The sequence below is a fragment of the Novosphingobium resinovorum genome, from assembly GCF_027922145.1.
GTDB lineage: Bacteria > Pseudomonadota > Alphaproteobacteria > Sphingomonadales > Sphingomonadaceae > Novosphingobium > Novosphingobium resinovorum.
Genome location: NZ_BSFC01000021.1, coordinates 315,650 through 339,039 on the forward strand (window position 1 = coordinate 315,650; position 23,390 = coordinate 339,039).

Here is a 23,390-nt window from a genome sequence, read left to right on the forward strand (position 1 = left end):
TGGGGCATCTGCACGCACAGGCAACACGCACAGGCAAGGGGAGCGTCATGTTCGATCGTCGTCGATTTCTGGGTTCGGGCGCGGCTCTGCTGGGGTCAGCCGCGTTCGCGCGCCATGCCTTCGCTGCCGGTGCCGCACGCAATGCCGGGCAGCTCGACGTCGCGCTGGTCGGCGGTTCGGTCTGGACCGGGGGCGCGGGCGGGCGCTCCGACGCCATCGGCATTGTCGGAGACCGCATCGTCGCGGTGGGAGCCGACGCGGTCAGGGCACGCATGGCGCGCTCGACGCGGGTGATCGACCTCAACGGCGCCTTCGCCCTGCCGGCGTTCACCGACAATCACACCCACTTCCTTATGGGCTCCAACGCCCTCACCCGGCCGGACCTGCTCAGCGTGAAGGATCGCGCCGAGTTCGTCGCCCGGATCGCTGCCGCCGTGAAGGCCGCGCCCGGCCAGTGGCTACTTGGCGGATCGTGGGACGAACAGCGCCTCGGCGGTCAGCTTCCCACGCGCGAATGGATCGATGCGGTCAGCCCGGATACGCCCATCGCGGTGCCCCGCACCGACCTGCACAGCTACTTGTGCAACTCGATGGCACTGAGGCTGGCAGGCATCACCCGTGACACGCCGGACCCGGAAGGCGGCGTGATCGTGCGCGACGCGAAGGGTGAGCCGACCGGCGTGGTCAAGGACAACGCCAAGGCGCTGGTGAACCGCGTGATCCCGCCGCTGACGCCCGAGCAGGTCGAAGCCTCGCTGCGCGGCGGCATCGCCCACGGCCTGAAGCACGGCTTCGCGCAGGTCCACGTACCCGATCCCTTCGACTGGGACTGTTTCGAGGGCCTGCGCCGCCTGCGCGCCAAGGGCGAGACGGACATGCGCTTCTACAGCTTCGTGCCGCTGCGTGACTGGGAGAAGATGGCGGCGCTGGTGAAGGACGAAGGGCGCGGCGACGACTGGCTGCGCTGGGGCGCCGTCAAGGCGCTGGTGGACGGCTCGCTCGGCGCGCGTACGGCGCTGTTCCACGATCCCTACACCGACGACCCGCACACCCGCGGCGTGCGCGCGATGCCGCTGGCCGAACTGCGCGAGAAGGTGATCGCAGCCGACCGCGCCGGCCTGCACGTTACCGTCCATGCCATCGGCGACGAGGCGAACGACGATATCCTCGACGTCTATGCCGAGACCGAGCGCCTGAACGGCAAGCGCGATCGCCGCTTCCGGGTGGAGCACGCCCAGCACATCGCGCCCACCACGATCCCGCGCTTCGCGAAGCAGAACGTGATCGCCTCGGTCCAGCCCTATCACGCGGTCGATGACGGCCGCTGGGCGGTCAAGCGTATCGGCGAGAAGCGGTTGAACGGCACCTACGCCTTCCGCTCTCTGATGCGCAGCGGCGCGACGGTGACGTTCGGCTCGGACTGGCCGGTAGCGCCGCTTAGCGCGATGGAGGGCATCTATGCCGCCGTCATGCGCGAGACCATCGACGGCGCGAACCCGCAAGGCTGGCTGCCCGATCAGAAAGTGACGGTGGAGCAGTCGCTGCACGCCTACACGGTGGCCAATGCTTATGCGGGCTTCCAGGAGGACCGGCTGGGCCGGATCGCGCCCGGTTTCCTCGCCGACATTGCCGTGCTCGACGCCGACCCGACTGCGATCGATCCGGAAAAGCTGCCCAAGGTCGAGGTGCTGCGCACCTTCGTGGGCGGCCGCGAGCGCTTCACGGCGGCTTCGGCATGACCGCCTGGTCCCCGCGAAACGCCGCCGAAGTGGCGGCCCTCGTCGCTCATCATCCCCTTGCATGGGTGGTTTCCGGAGCGCCCTCGTTCCATGCGACGCCGCTGCCGCTGGTCGCCGATCTCGACGACGAGGGCGGCGTCGCGGCCCTTGTCGGCCACTTCGCGCTGCGCAACCCGCAAGTCGAGGCGCTGAAGGCACACCCCCGCGCGCTGGTGCTGTTCCAGGGGGCGGAAGGCTACATCTCCCCCGAACTGGTCACCCAGCCGCAATGGGCACCGACATGGAACTATGCGGTCGCCCGGCTCGAGGTGGAAGTGGAATTCGCGGCCGACCAGAACGGCGAGGCGCTCGACCGCCTGATCGCGCACATGGAAGGTGATCGCCCGGACCGCTGGACCGTGGCCGCCATGGGCGAACGCTACGAGCCGATGAGCCGCCACATCATCGCCTTCAGGGCCAGGGTGTTGTCGTGCGACGCGACGTTCAAGCTGGGTCAGGACGAGCGGCCGGAGAGCCTGGCACAGATCCTCGCGGGGCATGCCGACCCGGAATTGACGGCAGCGATGCGCGAAGCCAACGAGCCTCGTTAATCCAGCAGGGTCAATCCAGTAACTGGCGCAGCGCTTCCAGCGCCCCGCGCGCTTCGCGTTCGTCGAGGCTGGCAAAGCCGATCCGTAATCCGCGCGGCGCGTCCGCGCGGGTCTGGAACGAGCGCGACGAAGCGAAGCGCAGGCCCGCGCCCGCCGCCCCGGCCTCGATCCGGTCGAGAATTTCGTCGGATGCAAAACGTAGCCAGAACGCGAGGCCGCCCGGCGGCATCTCGTACTTCACCCTGTCACCGAGCGTGTCGTCGAGCACCTGCGCGAAGGCGGTGCGGCGTCCGGCGTAGATCTGGCGCACCTTGCGGGCATGGCGGCTGAGTTCGCCGCTGTCGATCAGTTCGGCGGCGGCATGCTCGGTCAGCGTATTGCCCATGCCGTCGACCAGCGAGACGATGTGCGCCAGCGCCTCGATCACTTCGACCGGCGCGGCGATATAGCCGATGCGCAGGGCGGGCAGCAGCAGCTTGGATAGCGATCCGGCGTAGATCACCCGTCCGGGCGCATAAGCCGCCATCGGCAGCAGCGGCTGCGAGGCGAAATGGAACTCGTGATCGTAATCGTCCTCGATCACCGCGAAGCCGAACTGGCGCGCAAGGTCGAGCAGGCGCAGGCGTCGCTCGGGCCGCAGCGCGACCGTGGTAGGAAACTGGTGGTGCGGCGTCACGAACACCGCCGCCACCCGGTTGCGGCGGCAGGCGGCTTCCACGTCTTCAAGGCAAATGCCATCATGGTCGAGCCCGACGGGCACGATCTTCGCCCCGCGCGCAGCGAAGGCAGCGACGGCAGGTTCGTACGTCAGTTCCTCGACGATCACCGCGTCGCCGGGCCGGATGAGCAGGCTGGCGGCGAGGAAGATGCTGTTCTGGCTGCCGCGCGTAATGCAGATGTTGTCCGCCGTCACCGGCAGGCCGCGCTGGCTCTTGAGCATTGCCGCCACACTCTTACGCAGGGCCGGGGCGCCGCGCGGATCGCGGTACTGCAAGCCGTTGGCCCGCGTGAGCCGCTGGGCGGCGCCGCGATAGGCGCGGGACAGCAATTCCACCGGGAACAACCGCCCGTCCGGTGCCCCCTCGTCGAGCTTGACGCCCCGCCCCTCCGGCAGCGCCAGCGGGTGCTCGGGCCCGGGGATGAAGCGATACTCGGCCTGGCCGGATGCCTCGGACCCTTCCGGAGCCACGGTGCCCGCAGGATCGGGAAGCGCGGTCGAGACCATCGTGCCGCGCGTGCCTGCCGACGACAGCCACCCTTGTGCGATAAGATCCTCGTAGGCGAGAACCACCGTCTTGCGGTTGACGCCGAGCCCTGCCGCGAGTTCACGGCTGCTCGGCAGGTAGCTGCCGGAAGTCAGCCGCCCGCTTTCGATGTCGCGGATCACCGCCTGGATGATCTGCATGTAGACAGGCTCGGAACGCGCAGCGTCGATGCGCTGGCTGAGACTGATCTGCCAGGGACGCAACATGGCTCAGCGGCCTCCATGCGAACTGTCGTTCATCACGGCGGATTAGCCAGGCGGAAGGGGCCATGGCAACCATCCCGTCGCCCCTCCTCCCCAGCACAAACGTATGCATCGTTCGCTAGAGGCACATTTCGGCCCGGCATCGCTCCATAGCGGGCCATGGCGATGTTCCTTGCAGGGATCGAAGCCGACAGCTTGAACCTGCGCGGGACGTTCAGGAACGGCGGGCCTTCATTGCCCAGGCCACCGCAAGGACGGGCACGGCCAGCCCGGCCCATGACACCGTGTCCCGCCATCCGTCTCCTGTCAGGGCAAGGACGAGCGCGGCGCAACTCACAAAGCCGATCGCCAGAGGCACGGCGAAGATCACCCACAATGTCCGGCGCGCCCGTTTCATGCCGCAGGCACCGCGATGCCGCCTGACTCGACCTCGCGCACATGTGCGGATGCCGAGGCGCGGCGCTTGCCGAGCCAGAGGTAGATGCCGCTCGCCAGCGCCACGATCGTGAAGAGGTCCAGCACCGCCCACAGGATCTTGAGCGGAAGCCCCCCGTAGTCGCCGAAATGCAGCGGGCGCGAGAGCGAAAGCGACTTGTTGTACCACGGCATCGTGCGCGCGGCCGTGAAAGTGCCGGTCTCCGCATCAATGAGGGCCGGTGTCAGCAGGTGCTCGGTCAGCGGCGTGTCGCCCTGGAAGAAGACGGCATAGTGGTGCTTCGAACTGAAACTCCCGCCGGGAAAACCGATGAACTGCGGATTGTTGCCGGGCAATGCCTGCCGGGCCTCGGCCATCGCCTTGTCCAGCGAACCATAGCGAGATGGTGCAAGCGCGCCCTTGCCCGCGTATTCGCGGGTCATGGCCGCCAGTTCATTACGCTGCCATAGCTTGTTGATCGGATTTTCAAGCGTGTTGATGACGCCCGTGACGCCCACCACCGTCATCCATGCAAACGCCACGATTCCGATGAGATTATGATAATCGAGCCATTTCAGCCGCGAACTGCGCGACGTGCGCAAGGTTCCGAAGGCAAGCTTGCGCATGAACGGCGCATACAGCACCACTCCGGACACCAGCGACGCCGTGAACAGCAGCCCCATGGCGCCAAGGAAAAGCATGCCGGGCAGCCCGAGGAACATGTCGGTGTGCAACTGGAGCAGGAAGTGCATCACGCCGCTCTCGTCTTCCTGCCCGATCTTGCGGCCGGTGGAACGGTCAAAGACCTGCATGGTCATCTCCGCTCCGGGCGAGTCCGCCCTTGGGCCGGTGGTGATCGTCATCGCGGGCTGATCGTTATCGAACGCCATGAACAGCGGGACTTCTCCCGGACGCGCAGCCAGCGCCCGGCGCATCATCTCGTCGAGCGGAAGCAGGCCCGGCGCGTTCCCCGAGGAACCTACGCCCGGCTGCCCATAAGCGCTTGCATCCCCGGCCAGCCGGTCGATCTCGTCGTGAAAGATCAGCGGCAGCCCCGTGATACAGAGCATGAGAAGAAACATCGTGCAGACGAGGCTGGTCCACTTATGGATCAGATACCAGGCGCGGATCGTGGAACTCGTCATAAATTTCAAATTTTTTTGCGAACGATTATCAATCGCCATTATGGAGCGGCGAACCTGGTGTCAACTCAGGCCACGCGGCCAGCCAATTCCCCGGTCATGACTGCGCCGACACCCGCTCGTTCCGGATCACCCTGCCGCTTTCGTCGATTACCATGCGCAAGGCATAGCGCTCTCCGGGCTTGCCGCAGTCCTCGCTATAGATGACCCGCTCTCCGCGCATCGCCGAATAGGCCTGGTCGCCAAGGCGATAGAGGTGCGTGCCATGCTCCGCGTAGATCCAGGTGCCGCCCGCCAGAAGCTCCACGGCCACGAGCACGCCCAGTGTCGCCCGCACCTTGGGCCTTGCCGACCACGCCCGCATTCGGCCGGGCAGCGTGTCGGCATCGTCGTACTCACGGGGCGGGACCAGCCCCAGGAACACCGCCCAGCGCCGCAGCACCGCCATAATATGGGCGATCAGCAAAGCGGCGAGGATACAGCAGGACATGGCGCGTCAGCTTACCGAAACCAGATGCAGTTCGCTACGCATGTCGAGGTCGAACGCCAGCGCGGCCTTGCCGTCCGGCCCGGCCTGCAGCTCCTGCCCGGTCTGCACCACGCGGTAGCGCGTACCCGGCACCAGCCGCGCGAAGCCGAGGCTGACACGCGCCGGGCCTTCCCCCGCCCGCAGCACCAGCGACAAGTCGCGCCCGTCACTGACCGCGCGGGTGACGATGGTTTCGGGATAGCACGCCTCGACCAGCAGCGGGCCGGTCTTCCACGCTTCCGGCAGGCCCTTGTTGACCATGTCGCGCACGGTGTTGCGGCGGGTCCAGGTCAGCGCATCGGCCATGCCGGGACTGTACTGTGCGTCGATGCTCTCGCGGGTGGCGGCGATGATCTCCTCGTCGCCCATCTCCAGCGCGGCCCACAGCACCATCGTCAGCGGGTTCAGTTCGGGCCACTGCGCGAACGAGAAGTTGGCGGGCTTGCGCGTGTCCCAGCCCAGCGGCAGCAGCTTGAAATCGAGCGTACCGTCAGGGCGGCGGGCGATAAAGTCCTGCTTGAGCACCTGCCACAGCCGCTCCGCCTGATCGGGCGCGTGCGGGGTGAGGAAGCGGATGCCCCATGTCTCGCCGAACAGGCCCGAAAGACTGGGCACGGTGAAGCCGAAGGGCGACGAGGTGCAGACCTTCACCCGCCCGTCGGCCATCATCATTTCCTGCTCCATCGCCTGCTCGAAGCGGTCGCCGACCTTGCCGATCATGTCGGTGCCGTTGCGCGCATCGTGCAGCGCCAGCGCGGTGCGGCCCACGAGGTTGCACATCGAATAGATCCAGCGCGGCTCGCACGGGAACCAGCCGATGTCGTAGCGGCGGAAGTTCTTCACCACTTCGTCCATCAGCGTTTCGTGGCTGTAGGGGAACGCGGTCTTCTCGTCCCAGCGGAAGGTCAGCGCGTCCTTGCCCGCGAAGGGCGAGGTGCCGCTGGCCGTCTCGAACAGGCCGAGCGAGACGCCCATAAAACCCGACAGCATGATGTTGTCGGTGGCGACGGGGTTCTTCTCCAGCTTCAGGTTGCCCCACAGGCTTTCCCAGAACCAGTAGTTCCACGTCTTGCGGTCCACGTGCTTGCGGATCAGGTTTTCCTGCGCGGTGTTCAGGTAGCCGTGGAACGCGGGCAACTGCGTGTACTGCCCGAAGGCGAGATTCCACGACATCGTGCAGATCTGATAGCGCAGCGCGCCGTCCTGCCAGGTGTCGCCAGTCGAGAACCCGGTCCAGCTGTCCACCGGCTGCAGCGCGAGGTCGAGCATGCGGCGGTACTCGCCGATCTGGCCCTCGGGCATCTCCGGCCCGGCCTCTACCGGCGCATCGCGCAGGATCGGCTCGGCCCGGGCGATCACGCGGTTGAGTTCCTCCCCCCGCGCCTGCTGGCGGGCGAAGTGCGTGCGGCGCTTCAGCGCCATGATGCCGAACGCCGCCAGCACGCCCGCCGGCAGCGCATATTCGACGAAGGCGACGCCTTCGCGGCCCTCGATCCACGCGGCGGAGAGCAGCGCGGTGCCGATCAGCACGCCGGGCGGCGCGATGATCGGGCCGCGCGCCCACCAGATGAACAGGATCACCGCAAAGGCCGCGATCGAGGCCAGCGCGCCCAGCACGCCGATCACGCCGCCCGCATAGAGGAACCCGCCGCCGGGGAAGATCAGCCCCAGCCCGAAGGCCTTCCACTGCGCGCTCATGCCCAGCACAACCGGCAGCACCGCCAGCGCGAAGACCACCGCAAGGCCAAGGTAGAAACGCCGCAGCCGCCGCGTCGTCAGCGGGCCGTGCGCGCGCTCGCGCGGCGGGATCGGGGGTATGCTCGATACGATCCTGGGCCCTGCGGCGCGAAGATCACCGCTCGTGCCTTCAGTCAGTCGGGTGGCCATGCTGCTCTCCCATTACCGCCGTCTTTGCGGACGTATCCTGCCCTCAAACGAGCCCCGCCTTCGTGCCGGACGCAGGCGGGGCCAGTCGGAGAGTCACCTACATCCTGAACGACAGTGTCGCGCCGTACGTCGCGGGCATTCCGGTCAGCCGCCAGATCGTGTCGTAACCGACCTGCACGTTGTACCAGTAATACTTGTTGGACACGTTCTTGCCCCAAACGGTCGCCGTCCAGCTGCGATCGGGCGCGCCGACGCCCGCCCGTACGCCGTAGATCGTATAGGGATCGATCCGCAGCGAGGACGTCTGCGCAAGGTCGGCATATGTCGCGCCGTTGTACGACATGTCGCCGCCGACGAAGGCCTCCATGCTCCCGACCGGGAAACGATATTCGACATCCGCGTTGGCGGTCCACTTGGGCGAGAAGTTGAACGACTTGCCGCTGAGGTCCACGGGAGTGTTGAAGGCGTCGTACCCGGCGAAGTCCTTGATCTTCGAGTCCGCATACCCAACCGAGCCGCGCAGGGTGAGCCGGCGAGCGTAGCGAAGCAATCCAGGGCGGCGCTCAACTGCCCTGGATTGCTTCGCTACGCTCGCAATGACGAAGGGAAGATCAGCGTCCCTTCCACTCCGGCTTGCGCTTCTCGGCGAAGGCGCGCGGACCTTCGACGTAATCCTCGGACGACAGCATCGCCTGCATCGCAGGGTAGCTCCACTGCTCGGCGAAAGCCTGGTCGTAAGGCGTGGACAGGCCGAGCCCGACCGCTTCCTTGGTGGCGCGCACCGCCATCGGGCTGCCGCCGAGGATCTGCTCCGCCCAGCGCCGGGCCGCTTCCAGCACATCGCCTTCGGCCACCTCGTTGACGAAGCCGAGCGCGTGGCCCTCCTGCGCAGATACGCGCCGTCCGGTCAGCAGCATTCCCATCGCGTGCTTGGCCCCGACCACTTGCGGCAGGATCTGGATACCGCCGCCCAGCGCCGCCAGCCCGACGCGGACCTCGGGCAGCGCGAAAGCCGCGTGGGCCGCTGCAACCACGATGTCGCAGGCCAGCGCCAGTTCGAAGCCGCCACCCATCGCCACGCCGTTGACGGCGGCAATCACCGGCTTGGTCAGCCCCTTGCGCCCGGTCAGCCCGCCGAAGCCGTTGGGCGGCGACACCAGTTCCCCGCCCGCCGCCTGCTGCTTGAGATCGTGCCCGGCGCAGAACGCCTTCGGCCCCGCCCCGGTGACGATGGCGACCCACTGGTCGTCATCCGCCGCGAAGGCATCGAAGGCCGCGTCCATCGCGACTTGCGCGTCGGCATTCAGGGCATTGCTCGCCTCGGGCCGGTTGATGGTGATGATCGTCAGCGGCCCTTCGCGCGTGACGATGACGAGTTCGCTCATGCCGTCACCTGCTCCGCGACCATGCCCGCCAGCCGCGAGACGATGATGCTTTCCGCATCGTGCACGATCCGGCCGACCAGTTCGGCGCATGTCGGAATGTCGTGGATCAGCCCCTGCACTTGCCCGGCCCAGACGAGCCCGGCGTCGAGATCGCCCGTCTCCAGCGCCGTGCGCCCCTTCGCGCCCGAGACCAGCGGGCGGATGTCCTCGAACACCGCGCCGTCGCGGGCGGAAATCTCCACCACCTGATCGGACACGCTGTTCTTGGCGACGCGGCCGGTATTGTGGAACTTGCGGAAGATGAGGTTGGTGCCGCGCTCGTCGTTGTCGACGATGAACTGCTTCACCCGCTCGTGGATTGGCGCTTCCACCGTGGCGCAGAAGCGGGTGCCCATGTTGATGCCGTCCGCCCCCAGCGCCAGAGCGGCGGCGAGGCCGCGCCCGTCGCCGAAGCCGCCGCTGGCGATCATCGGGATCGTCAGCTTGTCCGCCGCCGCCGGGATCAGGATGAGGCCCGGAATATCGTCCTCGCCCGGATGGCCCGCGCACTCGAAGCCATCGATCGAGATCGCGTCCACGCCCATCCGCTCGGCCGACAGGGCGTGGCGGACGGCCGTGCACTTGTGGATCACGGTGACGCCGTGGGCCTTGAAATCCTCGACATGCTCCTGCGGGCGGTGGCCTGCGGTTTCGACGATGGTGACGCCGCTGTCGATGATGGCCTTGCGATACTCGGCATAAGGCGGCGGCGAAACCGAGGGCAGGATCGTCAGGTTCACGCCGAAGGGCTTGTCGGTCAGGGTCCGGCAGCGCTCGATCTCGCGGCGCAGGTCGTCGGGCGTGGGCTGGGTCAGCGCGGTCAGGATGCCGAGCCCGCCCGCGTTGGAGACCGCCGCCGCCAGTTCGGCGCGGCCCACCCACATCATCCCGCCCTGAACGATCGGATGCTCGATGCCGACGAGGTCGGTGAAGCGCGTGCGCAAGGTCATTACAGCGCCTCCAGAATGGTGACGTTGGCGATGCCGCCGCCTTCGCACATGGTCTGCAGGCCATAGCGCTTGCCGCGCGCCTTCAGGGCGTGGACGAGCGTGGCCATCAGCTTAGTGCCGCTGGCGCCCAGCGGATGGCCCAGCGCGATGGCGCCGCCGTTGACGTTGAGCTTTTCAGGATCGCCGCCCAGCGCCTGAAGCCAGGCCAGCGGCACCGGCGCGAAGGCCTCGTTCACTTCGTAGAGGTCGATATCCTCGATCCGCAGTCCGGCGCGCTTGAGCGCCTTTTGCGTCGCCGGGATCGGTTCCTCCAGCATGATGACCGGATCGCCCGCCGTCACCACCATGTCGACGATCCGCGCGATCGGGGTAAGGCCGTAGTCCTTGAGCGCCCGCTCCGACACCACCAGCGCGCCCGAGGCACCGTCGCAGATCTGGCTGGCGTTGGCGGCGGAAATCACCCCGCCCTCCTGCAGCAGCCTGACCGAGCCGATGCTTTCCAGCGTCGCGTCGTAGCGGATGCCCTCGTCGGTGACGTGGGGCACGCCGTCCACATCCAGCGGCACGATCTCGCGCTCGAACGCGCCGGCCTTCGTGGCGGCGGCGGCGCGGCGGTGGCTTTCCAGCGCGAAGCGGTCGAGCGTCTCGCGGTCGAAGCCGTACTTGGCGGCGATCATCTCCGCTCCGCCGAACTGGCTGAAGCCCTCCACCCCGAAGCGCTGCTGGATGCGCGGGCTGAACGGGCCGATGCCGACGCCTTCCTTGGCGTGATAGGCGGTGTTGGAGAACATCGGCACGCGCGTCATGCTCTCCGCGCCCGCCGCGATCACCACGTCCTGCATGCCGGACATGACCGCCTGCGCCGCGAACTGCACCGACTGCTGCGAGGAGCCGCACTGCCGGTCGATGGTGACGGCGGGCACGCTGACCGGCAGCTTCGAGGCCAGCACCGCATTGCGCGCGAAGGCGAAGGCCTGTTCGCCCGCCTGCGTCACGCAGCCGAGGATGACGTCCTCGACCACCGCCGGGTCCAGCCCGGCGCGGTCCACCAGCGCGTTGAGCACCTCGCCCGCCATGTCGGCAGGGTGCCATCCCGCGAGCTTGCCGTTGCGGCGCCCACCTGCGGTGCGGACGGCTTCGACGATATAGGCTTCGGCCATGGTCACAGATCCTTGAAGTTGGGAGAGCGCTTTTCGAAGTAGGCGGCAAGGCCCTCGCGGCATTCGGGTGAGGCGCCCGATCGGGTGATCGCCGCGACTTCGCGTTCCAGCTGCGCGTCGAGGCTGGTTTCGAGACTCTGCCGCAGCAGTCCCCGCGCCGCGCCGAGCGCACCCACGGCGGCATCGGCAAGGCGGGCGGCGAGCGCATCGCCTTCGGCCGCCAGCGCCTCGTCATCGACGGTGCGGGTGACCATGCCGATCGCCTCGGCTTCGTCGGCCTTGATGCGGCGGTTGGTGAGGATGATCTCCTGCGCCTTGCGGAGGCCCACGAGGCGCGGCAGCCACCAGCTCATGCCGCCGTCGGGCGTCAGGCCGAGCGTGCCGTAAGCGGCGGTGAAGTGCGCGGATCGCGCGCAGAGCACCACGTCACCGCCGATCGCGAGGCTTAGGCCCGCCCCCGCCGCCGGGCCGTTGACCAGCACCAAGAGCGGCTTGGCCATGCGCGCGAAGCGGGTGAGCGCCATGTGCAGCGTGCCCGCCAGTTCGCTCAGCAGTGCATCGACATGATCGCCCGAGGACTTGAACAGCCCCACGTCGCCGCCCGCGCAGAACAGCCGCCCCGCGCCGGTGAGGACCACGCAGCGGATCGTGGTGTCCGTCTCGCAGCGGATGGCGATCTCGGCCAGCGCGCGGGCCATGGCGAGGTCGATGGCATTGCCCGCCTCGGGCCGGTTGAGGGTGACGCGGGCCACGCCCTCGGTCACCTCGAACAGGACGACAGGTGCTTCACTCACAGGCAGGCCTCCATGCTTTCCACCGCCAGCGCGACGATGCGCGGCAGGCTGGCAGCGCGTTCACGGGCGTGTTCGGACGCCGCCGTGCCCCGGATCACGCGCCCCTTGATGCCATGGAAGATCGCCGCCAGCCGGAAGTAGTTGAACGCGATGCAGAACGCATAGTCCTGCTCCGAGATCGGCGGGCGGCCGACGTTGCGACAATAGGCGGCAAGGTATTCGGCCTCGCTCGGGATGCCGAGCGCCGTGATGTCGGCCCCGCCCAGCCCCGCCACGATATCGGGCGGCATGCGGAACATCATCGCGTGATACGCAAAGTCGGCCAAGGGGTGCCCCAGCGTCGAAAGCTCCCAGTCCAGAACCGCCAGCACGCGCGGCTCGGTGGGGTGGAATATCATGTTGTCGCAGCGGAAGTCGCCGTGCACGATGCGCGTCTCGTCGCCCGCCGGGATCGCCGTGGGGAGCCATTCGATCAGCCGGTCCATGCCCGGATCGCGGCCCGCCTCGGTGTCCTCCAGATACTGGCGCGACCAGCGGGCGATCTGGCGCTCGAAGTAATTGCCCGGCTTGCCGTAGTCGCCCAGCCCCACCGCGTCCGGCTCGATCCGGTGCAGCGCGGCGATCGTCTCGTTCATCGCGGCGAAGTAGGCGGCGCGCTCCTCACGCGGGACATCAGGGAACGTCGCGTCCCAGAAGATGCGCCCCTCGACCATCTCCATCACGTAGAACCAACTGCCGATGACGCTCTCGTCCAGACACAGGCCATGGACATGCGCCACCGGGAAACCCGTCGCCCCTAGCGCCGACAGCACCCGCGCCTCGCGCTCGACCGCGTGGGCGCCTTTCAGCACCTGCCCCGGCGGCTTGCGGCGCAGGACGTAGGCGCGGCCTGGCGTCACCAGCTTGTAGGTCGGATTGGACTGCCCGCCCTTGAACTGCTCGACCGTGAGCGGCCCGGCGAAGCCCTCGACATGCGCGTCCATCCACGCCTCCAGCCGGGCCTCGTCGAAGCGATAGCCCTCGCGCACCGCGCCGGTGCCGGCATTGGCGGCGGCGTCAGTGCTGCTCATGAGCCGCCTTCCAGTCGCGCTTGATCTTCTTGGCGAGGCTCCACTTGTGGACTTCGGTGGGACCGTCGTAGATGCGGAAGGCGCGGATCTCGCGGAACACCTGCTCGACGATGGTGTTGGCGGTCACGCCCTGCCCGCCCATCATCTGCACGCAGCGATCCGCCACCCGCATCAGCGCCTCGGACACCGCGACCTTGGCCATCGAGCTTTCGGTGCCGCCCGCTTCGCCCGCGTCGAGCACGTCCGCGCACCAGTCGATGATCAGTTCGCTCTGCTTCAGGTCGATCAGGTTTTCGGCCAGCATGAAGCCGACGCCTTCATGGTCGATCAGCGCCTTGCCGAAGGCCATGCGGCGGTTTGCGTAGTCGGTGGCGATCTCGTTGGCGCGGATGCAGGCGCCCAGCCAGCGCATGCAGTGCGACAGCCGCGCGGGCGCGAGCCGCACTTGCGCATAACGGAACCCCTCGCCCGACTGCCCCAGCATCTGGTCGGCAGGCACGCGCAAGTTCTCGATGGCGACGACGGCATGGCCGCCGGGCATCGAGGAATCGATGGTGTTGGGCACATGCTCAATGCGGATCGCCGGATCGGGCAGATCGACCAGGAACATGCAGGCCCCGTCCTCGGACTTCGCCATGACGATGCCCACTTGCGCGCCTTCCGCCCCGGTGATGAACGCCTTGCGCCCGTTGATGACCCAGTGATTGCCGTCGAGATGGCAGGTCGTCAGCATCATCGAAGGGTCGGAACCGGCGCCGTTCTCGTCCGCCGGTTCGGTCATGAAGAAGGCCGAGCGCGCGCGCCCTTCCACCAGCGGCTTCAGGAACCGCTCCTTGATCGCCGCACTTCCCACCTTGCCGAGCAGGTACATATTGCCCTCGTCCGGCGCAGCGGTGTTGAGCGCCAGCGGCCCGAGCGGCGACAGGCCCGAGGCGCGCAGCACCACCGCCGTCTCGCGCTGGGTCAGGTGGCGGCCGTCGGGCAGGATATGCGGCGTCAGCACCCCGGCGGCGCGCGCCTTGTCCTTCAGTTCGGCGACCAGTTCCTCGCTCGGGCAATCGTGGTGATCGCGGCGCGGGTCCTTCTCGTAAGGCGCGACGACATCGCGCACGAAGGCTTCGACTTTCGCGGCGATCTCAGCGGTCAGTTCGGGACCGGCACCTTCCCCCGAGCCGCTCACTTCGGCGCCATCCGAATGGCGCCGTCAAGACGGATCGTCTCACCATTGAGCATCGGGTTGGTGACGATGCTCTCGACCAGCTGCGCATATTCGTCGGGCTGGCCCAGACGGCTGGGGAACGGCACCTGCTTGCCCAGCGAATCCTGCGCCTCCTGCGGCAGCGTCGCCAGCAGCGGGGTCCAGAAGATGCCCGGCGCGATCGTCATCACGCGGATGCCGTAGCGGGCGAATTCACGCGCCACCGGCAACGTCAGGCCGACGATGCCGCCCTTCGACGCCGCATAGGCCGCCTGCCCGATCTGCCCGTCATAGGCCGCGACCGAGGCGGTGTTGACGATCACCCCGCGCTCCTCGCCGATGGGATCGGCATCGTGCAGGCGGGCGGCGAACTTCGACAGGACGTTGAAGCTGCCGATCAGGTTGATCGTCACGATCTTCGAGAAATCCGCCAGCGGGATCGCCTTGCCGTCGCGCCCGATCACTTTGGCGGGAGGGCCGATCCCGGCGCAGTTGACGAGGATTCGCGCCTTGCCGTTCAGCGCCTCAGCCTCTTCCAGCGCGGTCTCGACGGCGGCCTCGTCGGTCACGTTGACCGATACGAAGTGCCCGCCGATCTCGCGTGCTGTCGCCGCGCCCAGTTCGGCGTTGAGGTCGAACAGGGTCACCTTGGCCCCCGCGGCCGCCAGCCGCCGCGCGGTGCCCGCGCCAAGGCCGGATGCGCCGCCGGTCACGATTGCCGCCATGCCTTCGATCTTCATCAGGAATCCCTTTCCAAACCGCCCGCCGGACCAGCGCGAATCGCGTCTCCGGTGGGCTCATGAAACTCATTGGTTTCTTATGTACTCGTGAGTACGTTGCATAACGACGCGTTTCTTGTCAATGTCGCCCAACAAGGAAAAGCCGTGACGACACCTGAGCAAGACTTCATCGATTCCCCGTTCCGTTCGCCCGAGGACCGCCTTCGCGAGAAGGACCAGAAGCGCGAGGCCGTGCTGCTTGCGGCCGTGCGCGCCTTCAACGCGCGCGGCTTTCAGGCCGCCTCGCTGGACGAGGTCGCCGCCAGCCTGCGCATCAGCAAGCCGACGATCTACCGCTACCTCGGCAACAAGGAGCAGGTGCTGCTGGAGTGCATCAGCCGCGGCCTCGACCTGCTGCGCGAGGCGGCGGCGGAGGCCGAGCGCGAACCGGGCAACGGGCTGACGCGCCTCACGCATTTCCTGCGCCGCTATGCCGAGATCAACATGGACGATTTCGGCCGCTGCGTGGTGCGCACCGACGACAACGTGCTGTCCGAAGAAGGCCGCGCGCATTTCCGGGCGCTCAAGCGGCGGATCGACCAGGCGATGCGCGATCTGGTGGCGGCGGGCGTCGAGGACGGCTCGATCGCACCGCTCGATGTGCGGATGACCGCGTTCACGCTGGCGGGCGCGCTCAACTGGCCAGGACAATGGTACGCGGCCCAAGGCGGACAGAGCGCCGAGGAACTGGCCGCCACGATGGTCGACGTGCTGGTCCGGGGCCTCGCGCCGCGGGGGTGACGCCCTGCGCATTACCCCACCCTCGTCATTGCGAGCGCAGCGAAGCAATCCAGGGCGGTTTGCGCGGCCCTGGGTTGCTTCGCTACGCTCGCAATGACGAAAGGGTGCAGAGACATCGTGCTCTCTAGGGGACCAGCACTGCCTTGATGCACTCACCGCTCAGTTGCGCGGCGACCGCCTCGTTGATCTGCGCGAGGGGGTAAGTGCGGATCAGCTTGTCGAACGGGAAGCGGCCTTCGCGGTAAAGCTCGACCAACTGCGGGATGAAAGTCTGGAGGTCGCTGTCGCCCTCGACGATGCCGTGGATGCGGTGGCCGTAAGTGATGAGCGAGGCGAGGTTGATCGACAGGCTGCTCTCGGGCCGAGGGGGCACGCCGACAAGGCCCAGCAGGCCGTGGCTGGACAACGATGCCAGCGCGGTTTCGACGACAGCCTCGCGCCCGCTCGTCTCGAAGGCGAACTCCACGCCATCGGGGAGGATCGCCCGGATCGCGGCGCCGACATCGCCCTCAGCCGGATCGATGACGTGGGTTGCGCCAAGGTCCAGCGCCATGGCGCGGCGGGTGGCGAAGGGTTCGACGAGGATGATCGTCGCGCATTCCTGCACCACCGCGCCCATGACCGCCGCCAGCCCCACCGGGCCGCCGCCGAAGATCGCGATGCTCGATCCCGCCGGGCACGCCAGCGAGCGTATCACGCCGCCCGCGCCAGTCTGGAATCCGCAGCCCAAGGGCCCCAGCAGTTCGAGCGGCACGTCCTCGGCCTCGATCCTCACGAGGTTGCGTTCGTGCGTCACGGCATGGGCGGCGAAGGAGGACTGGCCGAAGAAGTTGGCCGAGACCGGCACGCCGTCGATGCTGATCGCGGTGCTGCCGTCGCCCCGCGCGCCTGCGTAGTTCAGCACCGGGAATTCGCGGCAGTAGGAGGGCAGGTGTTCTTCGCAGCGGGGGCAGTGGCCGCAACTGGAGAATCCCAGCACCACCCGGTCGCCGACCGCGACCTTGGTCACGCCTTCGCCCACGGCCTCGACGAACCCGGCGCCTTCGTGGCCGAGCACGGCGGGCAGCGGGATCGGGATGAACTGGTCGCGCGCGATGAGGTCGGTGTGGCACAGGCCGACGCCCGCGATCCGCACCCGCACCTCACCCGCGCGGGGCTCGGCAAGGTCGACCGGCTCGACGGTGAAGTCACCGTGGGCCTCGCGCGCGATGGCGGCGGTGGTGTGCATGGGGGCTCTCCTCAGGCTGCGGTGTAGCCGCCGTCGGCGGTGAATTCGGCGCCGGTCACGAAAGCGGCAGCGTCGCTGGCAAGGTATGCGATCATCGGCGCGATGTCGCTCGCCACGCCGAGGCGCTTCATCGGGATCAGCGACGCCCAGGCCGCCAGCGCGACTTCGGGCGGGATCGGATTGCCCTGTGCATCCACCGGCGGCTCCCAGTCGGCGCCGAGGTTGGTCTGGACCGGACCGGGCAGCACGCAGTTCACGCGGATGCCCGCGCTCGCCCACTCGTAGGCGACCGCCTTGCTGAGCGCCCGCACCGCGCCCTTGGTGGCGCTGTAGGCGGCGAACTGCGCACCCGCGACCTTGCCGTAAATCGAGGCCAGGTTGATGATCGAGGCCCCTGCGGCGCCCCCTGCGATGGCGGCCTTCATCAGCGGCTCGGCGGTCTGCATGCCGATGTAGACGCTTTCGACGTTGATGCGGCTCTGGCGGCGCAGAATCTCCACCGGGGCCTCGGAGAATGGGCGCGAGATCATGATGCCGGCGTTGTTCACCAGCACGTCGAGCTTGCCGAAGCGCTCCTTAACGGCGGCGGCGCAGGTCGCCCAGGCGGCCTCGTCGCTGACGTCGTGCGCCAATGCCAGCGCATCGCCGCAGGCTGCCGCCGTGTCGCGCGCACCGTCGAGGTTGAGGTCGCTGGCGATTACGCTAGCACCCTGGCGGGCGAGCGTCAGCGCCGTCTCCCGGCCGATGCCCGAGGCGGCGCCGGTGATCCAGCAGGTCTTGCCGGTCAGGTCGAACAGGGCACTCGGCATGGTCATTCTCCGATATTGGAACGGGCGTGGCGCTCGGCGGCCACGGGAGGGAGCCATGGCAGGCTGCCATCGCAGTAGGCTTCGAGGGCGGGCGTCCAGCGCCCCGGTTCGTCGAGGGTGCCGCCCTTGATGAGCGTCAGCCCCGGCAGCGCGCCCGCGATCGAGACGATGGGCGAGCCGCAAGTGCGGCAGAAGTGGCGCGAAACGGGCTGGCCGCTGTCGCCCACATCCTCGAACACCCGCGTCTCGCCCTGCCGGGAGAAGGCCGCGTCGGTCACCGCGATGACCAGCGAAAAGGCGCTGCCGGACTGTCGCTGGCAATGGCGGCAGTGGCATACTGCGGCGAGCAGCGGCTCGCCCTCGAAAGCATAGCGGAGCTGCCCGCAGAGGCAGCCGCCGGAATGGGTTTCCTGCGTCATAGGGCCATCACCACCGACTTGGGTTCCAGATAGGCGTCGAGCACTTCGCTGCCGCTTTCGCGCCCGATGCCGGACATCTTCATGCCGCCGAAGGGGAAGGCCGGGTCGGCCAGCATCACGCAGTTGACGAAAACGGTGCCCGCCTCCAGCGCGGCGGAGGCCCGGTGCGCGGTGGCCAGATCGCGGGTGAAGACATGCGCGGCAAGGCCGAAGGCGCTGTCGTTGGCGAGCGCGATGGCTTCCTCGATATCGTCGAACGGCGCGGTGGCGAGGACCGGGCCGAACACCTCGTCGCGCATCACTTCGGCGGCGGCGGGGACGTTTCGCAGCACCGTGGGAGCGTGGTAGAAGCCGCGCTCGGGCAACGCGGCGGCGGACGGCATGACCTCGATCCCGGCTGCCCTTGCCCGCTCGACGAAGCCCGTGACGCGCGCGTGCTGGCGGGCGCTGATGAGCGGGCCGAGCTGGCTGGCGCGGTCTGCACTTGGCCCCAGCTTCTGCGCACTGCCGACGGCGGCGATGCCTTCGAGCACTTCGTCGTAGACCGAGCTGTGCACGTAGAGCCGCGTGCCCGCGTAGCAGACCTGGCCTGAGTTGAAGAAGCACCCCATCGCCGCCTGCGGGATGGCGGAAGCAAGATCGGCATCGGCGCAGATGATCGAGGGCGACTTGCCGCCCAGTTCCAGCGTCACGCGCTTGAGGTCCGGCACCGAGGCGGCGAGGATCGCCTGCCCGGTCGCGGTGGAGCCGGTGAAGGCCACCTTGACGATGCGCGGGTGCGCGGCCAGCGCCGCGCCGGTCGCGCCGTCTCCGGTGACAACGCCGAGCACGCCTTCGGGAAGCCCCGCGATGCGCGCCAGTTCGACCAGCCGCAGCGCGCTGAGCGGGGTCTCCGGCGCGGGCTTCAGGACGACGGTGCAGCCCGCCGCCAGCGCCGGTGCGACCTTCCACATCGCCAGCACCAGCGGGAAATTCCACGGCGTGATCGCCGCGACGACGCCGATCGGCTCACGCCGCGAATAGACGTGATAGTCGCCCGGCGTCGCGGAAAGCGTCCCCGCCCGGCCCGCCAGCTTCGAAGGCCAGCCCGCATAGGCGCGCAGCCAGGAAATCGCGGCGGGAATGTCCACTGCCTCGACAATGCTGACGGGCTTGCCGGTATCGAGCGCCTCCAGCGCGGCGAGGCGCGGCAGGTCAGCTTCCATCGCATCGGCCAGCTTGTGCAGCAGCCGCTCGCGCGCCAGCAGGGCAAGGCCGCGCCATTGAGGCGCGCGGAAAGCCTGCCATGCCGCCTCCACCACCTGATCGACGTCGGAGGCGGAGGCCACCGGGATTTCCGCGAAAGTGGTTTCCGAGCACGGGTCCACATCGGGCAGCGTCGCCGCCGTGGCCAGCCGGTCCCCGCCCGCCGTCAGCGCCAGATAGGGAAGTTCCAGACCGTCGAAACCAAGCAAAGTCGTGTCTCCTGTCACGCCGGGGCCAGCACTACGTCGAGGTTCTTGAGGCCGTTGATGAAATTGGACCGGAACCGGCGCGGAGGCGACTGGACCGTAAAGCCCGCCACCCGCTCGGCCAGGATGCCGAAAGCGACGCGCAGTTGCATCTCCGCCAGCCGCGAGCCGACGCAGACATGCTGCCCGGTGCCGAAGCCCAAGTGCTGGATATTGCCGCGCCCTACGTCGAAGCGGTGCGGATCGGGGAACACGCTTTCGTCGCGGTTGGCGGCGATATACCACATCACGACCTTGTCGCCCTTGCGGATCGCCTGCCCGCCGATCTCGGTATCCGCCATGGCGGTGCGGCGCATATGCATGACCGGGCTGGCGTACCGTACCATCTCGCGCACGGCGTTCTTCAGAAGGTCAGGCTCGGCGCGGATGCGGTCCCACTGATCGGGGTTCTCGGCGAAGGCGACTATGCTGTGGCTCAGCGAATTGCGTGTCGTCTCATTGGCGCCGACCAGCGCGAGGATCATGTTGCCGGTGAATTCGCGCAAGGTGACAGGGCTACCGTTCACCTCCATCGTCGCCAGCAAGGTGGCAAGATCCTGCCCCGGCGCGGCGCGGCGTTCCTCGAACAGCTGACCGCAGAAGGCCATGAATTCGCCGAGGATCGTCGCCATCGCCTCGGGGCTCTGGCGGAAGTCCGGGTCGTCCTCGCCGACGAAGGCGTTGGTCCAGTCGTAGAGCTTCACCCACATGTCCGCGGGCAGGTCGAACAGCTCGCACAAGGTCAGCAGCGGCAGCGGCGCGGACAGCAGCGGCACGATGTTCACAGGCTCGCCGAGCGGGATCTTGTCCACCAGCGCAAGGCAGCGTTCGCGGATGCGCTCCTCGATCCCGGCAAGGCGACCCGGGGCTACGGCAGGCATGATGAACTTGCGGTACTGGGTATGCGTGGGCGGGTCGATCGAGATGAACGGCACCCCGATCGCCGATTCCCCCGCGCCCGTCAGTCCCACCTCATTCTCGTTGAAGATGCGGTGGCCGCCGTTTTCGCTGGCCGAGGAGAACAGCGCCGGATTGCGCGATACCTCGACGATATCGGCATAGCGGGTGAGCGACCAGAAGCCCGCCCCGTCGCTTTCCGGGTTCCAGTAGACCGGCTCCATGCTGCGCAGCATTTCGAACACGTCATGCGGCGCGCGGTCGAGGTAGAGGTCGGGATCTTTGAGGTCCGGTCGAGTCAGGGTCGGGCTCATGGCGTTCCCTCCGCTCAAAAGCTGACGCGCGCGGTCACGCCGTAGGTACGCGGCGCGGCGGGGACGAGCAGGTTGTAGTTGAAGCCCGCACCGCGCAGGTCGAGGCCGTAGGCCAGCACCTTGCGGTTGAATGCGTTGTTGATCCAGCCGCGCAGCTCGATGTTGTCATGCTGCCAGGCGAGCGCCGCATCGACCTTGGCATAGGCACCCTGCTGCAGTTCGGAATTGACTTGTCCGGTGCCCGCCACGTCGGTCGTGTTGAAGGGCGAGAAGTACTGGCGGCTGAAGTAGTTGACCGAGGGCGAGAAAGTCACGCTGTCGCGCCCGGTGTCGAACACCTTCCAGTCCACTCCGAACTGCGCGGTCCAGCGCGGAGCGAAGGGCAGCGCGTTGCCGGACAGGTCGACGCCCTGCAGCGACAGTTCCTTGTAGGTCGCGTGGAGATAGCCGCCCGAGGCGTTGATCGTGAAGCCGGGCGCGGGGCGCAAGGTGGCCTCGATCTCGCCGCCGTAGACTTCGGCCTTGGGTGCGTTGACGAGGAAGTTGACCGGACCGGCGCGCAAGTCCTGCACCTGCTGGTTGGTGTAGTCGTAGTAGAACCCCGCCGCCGACAGCGTCAACATGTTGCCCAGCAGGCGGCCCTTCACGCCCGCCTCGTAGGCATTGACGCGCTCGGGCTCGACGTAGTTGACGCCTGCCGAGGAGGTGTAGCTGCCGCCGTTGAACGCGCCCGAACGATAGCCGCGGCTGTAGCTGGCGTAGACCAGCAACCCGTTGTCGAAGGTATAGCTCAGCGCAGCGCGGCCGGTGAGCGCGTTGTTCTTGCCGTCGAGGTTGAAACGCGCGTTGGGGTCGTAGGCGCAAGTGCCCGGCGCGCCGCTGCACGGCACGGTGGAGGCGATCGGCGTCATCGCATCGTCCACGCCGCCCGCGAACAGGAAGGCATAGCCGTCGCGGTACTGGCCGCGATCCCAGGTGTAGCGCGCGCCCAGCGTCAGGACGAGCTTGTCGGTCAGGTCGTAGTCGCCCTGAAGGAACGCGGCGTAGGAGCGGCGGCTCTGGCGGTAGTGCTGGAAGAACCCGCCGTCGACGCCCGCGCCCAGCGCGCTGCCGATGTTGAAGCGGTTGTCGGTGACGGTGCGGTCCCAGCCATAGAACAGGCCGCCGACGAGTTTCAGCGCATCGCCTTCGTAATTGATCCGCGCTTCCTCGCTGAACTGGCGGAATCCGGACTGCCACGTGATGTCGAGCACGTCGTTGGGCGATCCATCAGCCGCCTGATCGAGATCGAGCTTGCCGCCGTCATACGATGTGATCGAGGTGAAGGTGACGGTGGGGCTCAACTCCACCGAGACGTTGCCCGCGATGCCCCATGCGTCGGTGCGGCTGAGGCCGACGCGGTTCTCGTTGATCTCGAAGAAGCCGAGGTTCGATGCGGCGCGTTCGCTCGGGATGCCGAGCGGGGTCGCCTGCGTGCCGCGATCGCGTCCGGCATAGGCGCGGATCTTGATGTCGACGGCGCCGTTGCCGGGCTTGGCGCGCAGGGCGACGCGGCCCTGCAGCGAGTCCACGCTGTTGGCATCGCGGCCGCCGGGGTAGACGTTGCGGATCTGTCCGTCGCCCTTTTCGTAGTTCGCGGCGATGCGCAGGCCGAGTTCATCCTCGACCATGGTTGTCTCTACCGCGCCCTGCGCCTTGAACGTGTTGTAGTTGCCGTAGCCCGCCTGAAGGTAGCCTTGAGTGCCGTTGAGTGCCGGTTGCCGCGTGATGAAATTGATGGCGCCGCCGGTCGTATTCCGGCCGAAAAGCGTGCCTTGCGGGCCGCGCAGCACTTCCACGCGGTCGAGGTCGAACAGGCCCATGCCATGGCTGGTGCGCGCGGCGATGTAGACGTCGTCGATGTAGACGCCGACCGGCGATGCCTGGTTGGAGTTGAACTCGTTCGCCACGCTGATGCCGCGCAGCGAGAAGTTGGGCTGGGTGCGCCCGAACGAGCTGCTGACCTGCAGGTTCGGCACCGCCGTCGCGAGTGAGGCGGAGTTGGTAATTCCCTTTGATTCCAGTGCGTCACCGCCCAATGCAGAGATCGCCAGCGGCACGTCGAGCAGCGACTGCGAACGGCGCTGCGCGGTGACGATGATGTCTCCGGCAACGGCGTCGCTGCCCTGCGGAGCCTGCGTCGCCTCTTGCGCGAGCGCGATGTTGGAAACGCCGCAGCTCAGGATGACGGACGCGATTCCAGCCTTGGTGATGTTCATGTGCACCTCTCCTCCCTCGCCCCGTTTTTCATCTCAGGGGCTTCGTCGGGTTGCCCCATGACTAGCCGCTGCGGGCCTCCATGGCTTTA

The 23,390-nt window shown here is 67.8% G+C and carries 22 protein-coding genes; 3 read left to right on the forward strand and 19 right to left on the reverse strand.

The features are described 5' to 3' along the window. The first annotated feature begins 47 nt into the window (after positions 1–47). Positions 48–1,739, forward strand: coding sequence for an amidohydrolase (locus PKE80_RS13840; protein ID WP_271182976.1), 1,692 nt, complete (start codon positions 48–50; stop codon positions 1,737–1,739). After that, positions 1,736–2,329 carry an FMN-binding negative transcriptional regulator gene (locus PKE80_RS13845; protein ID WP_271182977.1) on the forward strand — a complete coding sequence of 198 codons (594 nt, stop codon included), beginning with the start codon at positions 1,736–1,738 and terminating at the stop codon, positions 2,327–2,329. The genes PKE80_RS13840 and PKE80_RS13845 overlap by 4 nt, the downstream gene beginning before the upstream one ends. A gap of 10 nt (positions 2,330–2,339) precedes the next feature. On the opposite strand, the gene pdxR is transcribed toward PKE80_RS13845, so the two are convergent. The 13 genes from pdxR to PKE80_RS13910 form a co-directional block, all read right to left on the reverse strand. After that, entirely contained in the window at positions 2,340–3,800 is a 1,461-nt protein-coding gene (gene pdxR / locus PKE80_RS13850) for a MocR-like pyridoxine biosynthesis transcription factor PdxR (protein WP_271182978.1), read from the reverse strand. Between the two features lie 211 nt (positions 3,801–4,011). Next, complete coding sequence (locus tag PKE80_RS13855; protein WP_271182979.1) at positions 4,012–4,194, reverse strand: hypothetical protein; 183 nt, start codon at positions 4,192–4,194, stop codon at positions 4,012–4,014. Continuing rightward, positions 4,191–5,357, reverse strand: coding sequence for a PepSY-associated TM helix domain-containing protein (locus tag PKE80_RS13860; protein ID WP_271182980.1), 1,167 nt, complete (start codon positions 5,355–5,357; stop codon positions 4,191–4,193). Before PKE80_RS13860 ends, PKE80_RS13855 begins: the two co-directional genes overlap by 4 nt. 94 nt (positions 5,358–5,451) lie before the next feature. Beyond that, positions 5,452–5,844 (reverse strand): hypothetical protein, encoded by a 393-nt coding sequence (locus tag PKE80_RS13865; RefSeq protein ID WP_271182981.1) that lies wholly within the window; start codon positions 5,842–5,844, stop codon positions 5,452–5,454. A gap of 6 nt (positions 5,845–5,850) precedes the next feature. Then, a complete protein-coding gene (locus PKE80_RS13870; protein ID WP_271182982.1) occupies positions 5,851–7,770 on the reverse strand; it encodes a linalool dehydratase/isomerase domain-containing protein in 1,920 nt (639 codons plus the stop codon). Positions 7,771–7,867: 97 nt separating this feature from the next. Continuing rightward, positions 7,868–8,320, reverse strand: a complete 453-nt coding sequence (locus PKE80_RS13875) for a TonB-dependent receptor domain-containing protein (RefSeq protein ID WP_271182983.1) — start codon at positions 8,318–8,320, stop codon at positions 7,868–7,870. 61 nt (positions 8,321–8,381) lie between these two features. Continuing rightward, entirely contained in the window at positions 8,382–9,155 is a 774-nt protein-coding gene (locus tag PKE80_RS13880; protein WP_271182984.1) for an enoyl-CoA hydratase-related protein, read from the reverse strand. Then, a complete protein-coding gene (locus PKE80_RS13885) occupies positions 9,152–10,144 on the reverse strand; it encodes an NAD(P)H-dependent flavin oxidoreductase (RefSeq protein WP_271182985.1) in 993 nt (330 codons plus the stop codon). Before PKE80_RS13885 ends, PKE80_RS13880 begins: the two co-directional genes overlap by 4 nt. Beyond that, complete coding sequence (locus tag PKE80_RS13890; protein WP_271182986.1) at positions 10,144–11,304, reverse strand: acetyl-CoA C-acetyltransferase; 1,161 nt, start codon at positions 11,302–11,304, stop codon at positions 10,144–10,146. Before PKE80_RS13890 ends, PKE80_RS13885 begins: the two co-directional genes overlap by 1 nt. 2 nt (positions 11,305–11,306) lie before the next feature. Beyond that, positions 11,307–12,098: an enoyl-CoA hydratase/isomerase family protein gene (locus PKE80_RS13895; RefSeq protein ID WP_271182987.1), complete on the reverse strand. Its 792-nt coding sequence runs from the start codon at positions 12,096–12,098 to the stop codon at positions 11,307–11,309. Then, on the reverse strand, positions 12,095–13,168 hold the full coding sequence (locus tag PKE80_RS13900) for a phosphotransferase (protein ID WP_271182988.1): 1,074 nt from the start codon (positions 13,166–13,168) through the stop codon (positions 12,095–12,097). The genes PKE80_RS13895 and PKE80_RS13900 overlap by 4 nt, the downstream gene beginning before the upstream one ends. Continuing rightward, the gene (locus PKE80_RS13905) at positions 13,155–14,348 is read right to left on the reverse strand and encodes an acyl-CoA dehydrogenase family protein (RefSeq protein ID WP_271182989.1); all 1,194 of its coding nucleotides are present in this window, start codon (positions 14,346–14,348) and stop codon (positions 13,155–13,157) included. The genes PKE80_RS13900 and PKE80_RS13905 overlap by 14 nt, the downstream gene beginning before the upstream one ends. Further along, a complete protein-coding gene (locus PKE80_RS13910; RefSeq protein ID WP_271182990.1) occupies positions 14,345–15,106 on the reverse strand; it encodes an SDR family NAD(P)-dependent oxidoreductase in 762 nt (253 codons plus the stop codon). The genes PKE80_RS13905 and PKE80_RS13910 overlap by 4 nt, the downstream gene beginning before the upstream one ends. Positions 15,107–15,250: 144 nt before the next feature. Between PKE80_RS13910 and PKE80_RS13915 the strand changes: the two genes are divergently transcribed. Then, positions 15,251–15,886 carry a TetR/AcrR family transcriptional regulator gene (locus PKE80_RS13915; RefSeq protein ID WP_271182991.1) on the forward strand — a complete coding sequence of 212 codons (636 nt, stop codon included), beginning with the start codon at positions 15,251–15,253 and terminating at the stop codon, positions 15,884–15,886. A 124-nt stretch (positions 15,887–16,010) separates the two neighbouring features. Here the strand turns inward: PKE80_RS13915 and PKE80_RS13920 are convergent, their stop codons facing one another. Genes PKE80_RS13920 through PKE80_RS13945 form a run of 6 tightly spaced genes read right to left on the reverse strand, consistent with a single transcriptional unit; the run spans position 16,011 to position 23,301 of the window. Continuing rightward, complete coding sequence (locus PKE80_RS13920; RefSeq protein WP_271182992.1) at positions 16,011–17,114, reverse strand: NAD(P)-dependent alcohol dehydrogenase; 1,104 nt, start codon at positions 17,112–17,114, stop codon at positions 16,011–16,013. Between the two features lie 11 nt (positions 17,115–17,125). Then, the gene (locus tag PKE80_RS13925) at positions 17,126–17,929 is read right to left on the reverse strand and encodes an SDR family NAD(P)-dependent oxidoreductase (protein ID WP_271182993.1); all 804 of its coding nucleotides are present in this window, start codon (positions 17,927–17,929) and stop codon (positions 17,126–17,128) included. Then, positions 17,926–18,342: a GFA family protein gene (locus tag PKE80_RS13930; protein WP_271182994.1), complete on the reverse strand. Its 417-nt coding sequence runs from the start codon at positions 18,340–18,342 to the stop codon at positions 17,926–17,928. The genes PKE80_RS13925 and PKE80_RS13930 overlap by 4 nt, the downstream gene beginning before the upstream one ends. After that, entirely contained in the window at positions 18,339–19,796 is a 1,458-nt protein-coding gene (locus tag PKE80_RS13935) for an aldehyde dehydrogenase family protein (RefSeq protein ID WP_271182995.1), read from the reverse strand. The genes PKE80_RS13930 and PKE80_RS13935 overlap by 4 nt, the downstream gene beginning before the upstream one ends. A 14-nt stretch (positions 19,797–19,810) precedes the next feature. Then, the gene (locus tag PKE80_RS13940; RefSeq protein ID WP_271182996.1) at positions 19,811–21,043 is read right to left on the reverse strand and encodes a cytochrome P450; all 1,233 of its coding nucleotides are present in this window, start codon (positions 21,041–21,043) and stop codon (positions 19,811–19,813) included. A gap of 14 nt (positions 21,044–21,057) precedes the next feature. Further along, on the reverse strand, positions 21,058–23,301 hold the full coding sequence (locus tag PKE80_RS13945; RefSeq protein WP_271182997.1) for a TonB-dependent receptor: 2,244 nt from the start codon (positions 23,299–23,301) through the stop codon (positions 21,058–21,060). Positions 23,302–23,390 lie beyond the last annotated feature (89 nt).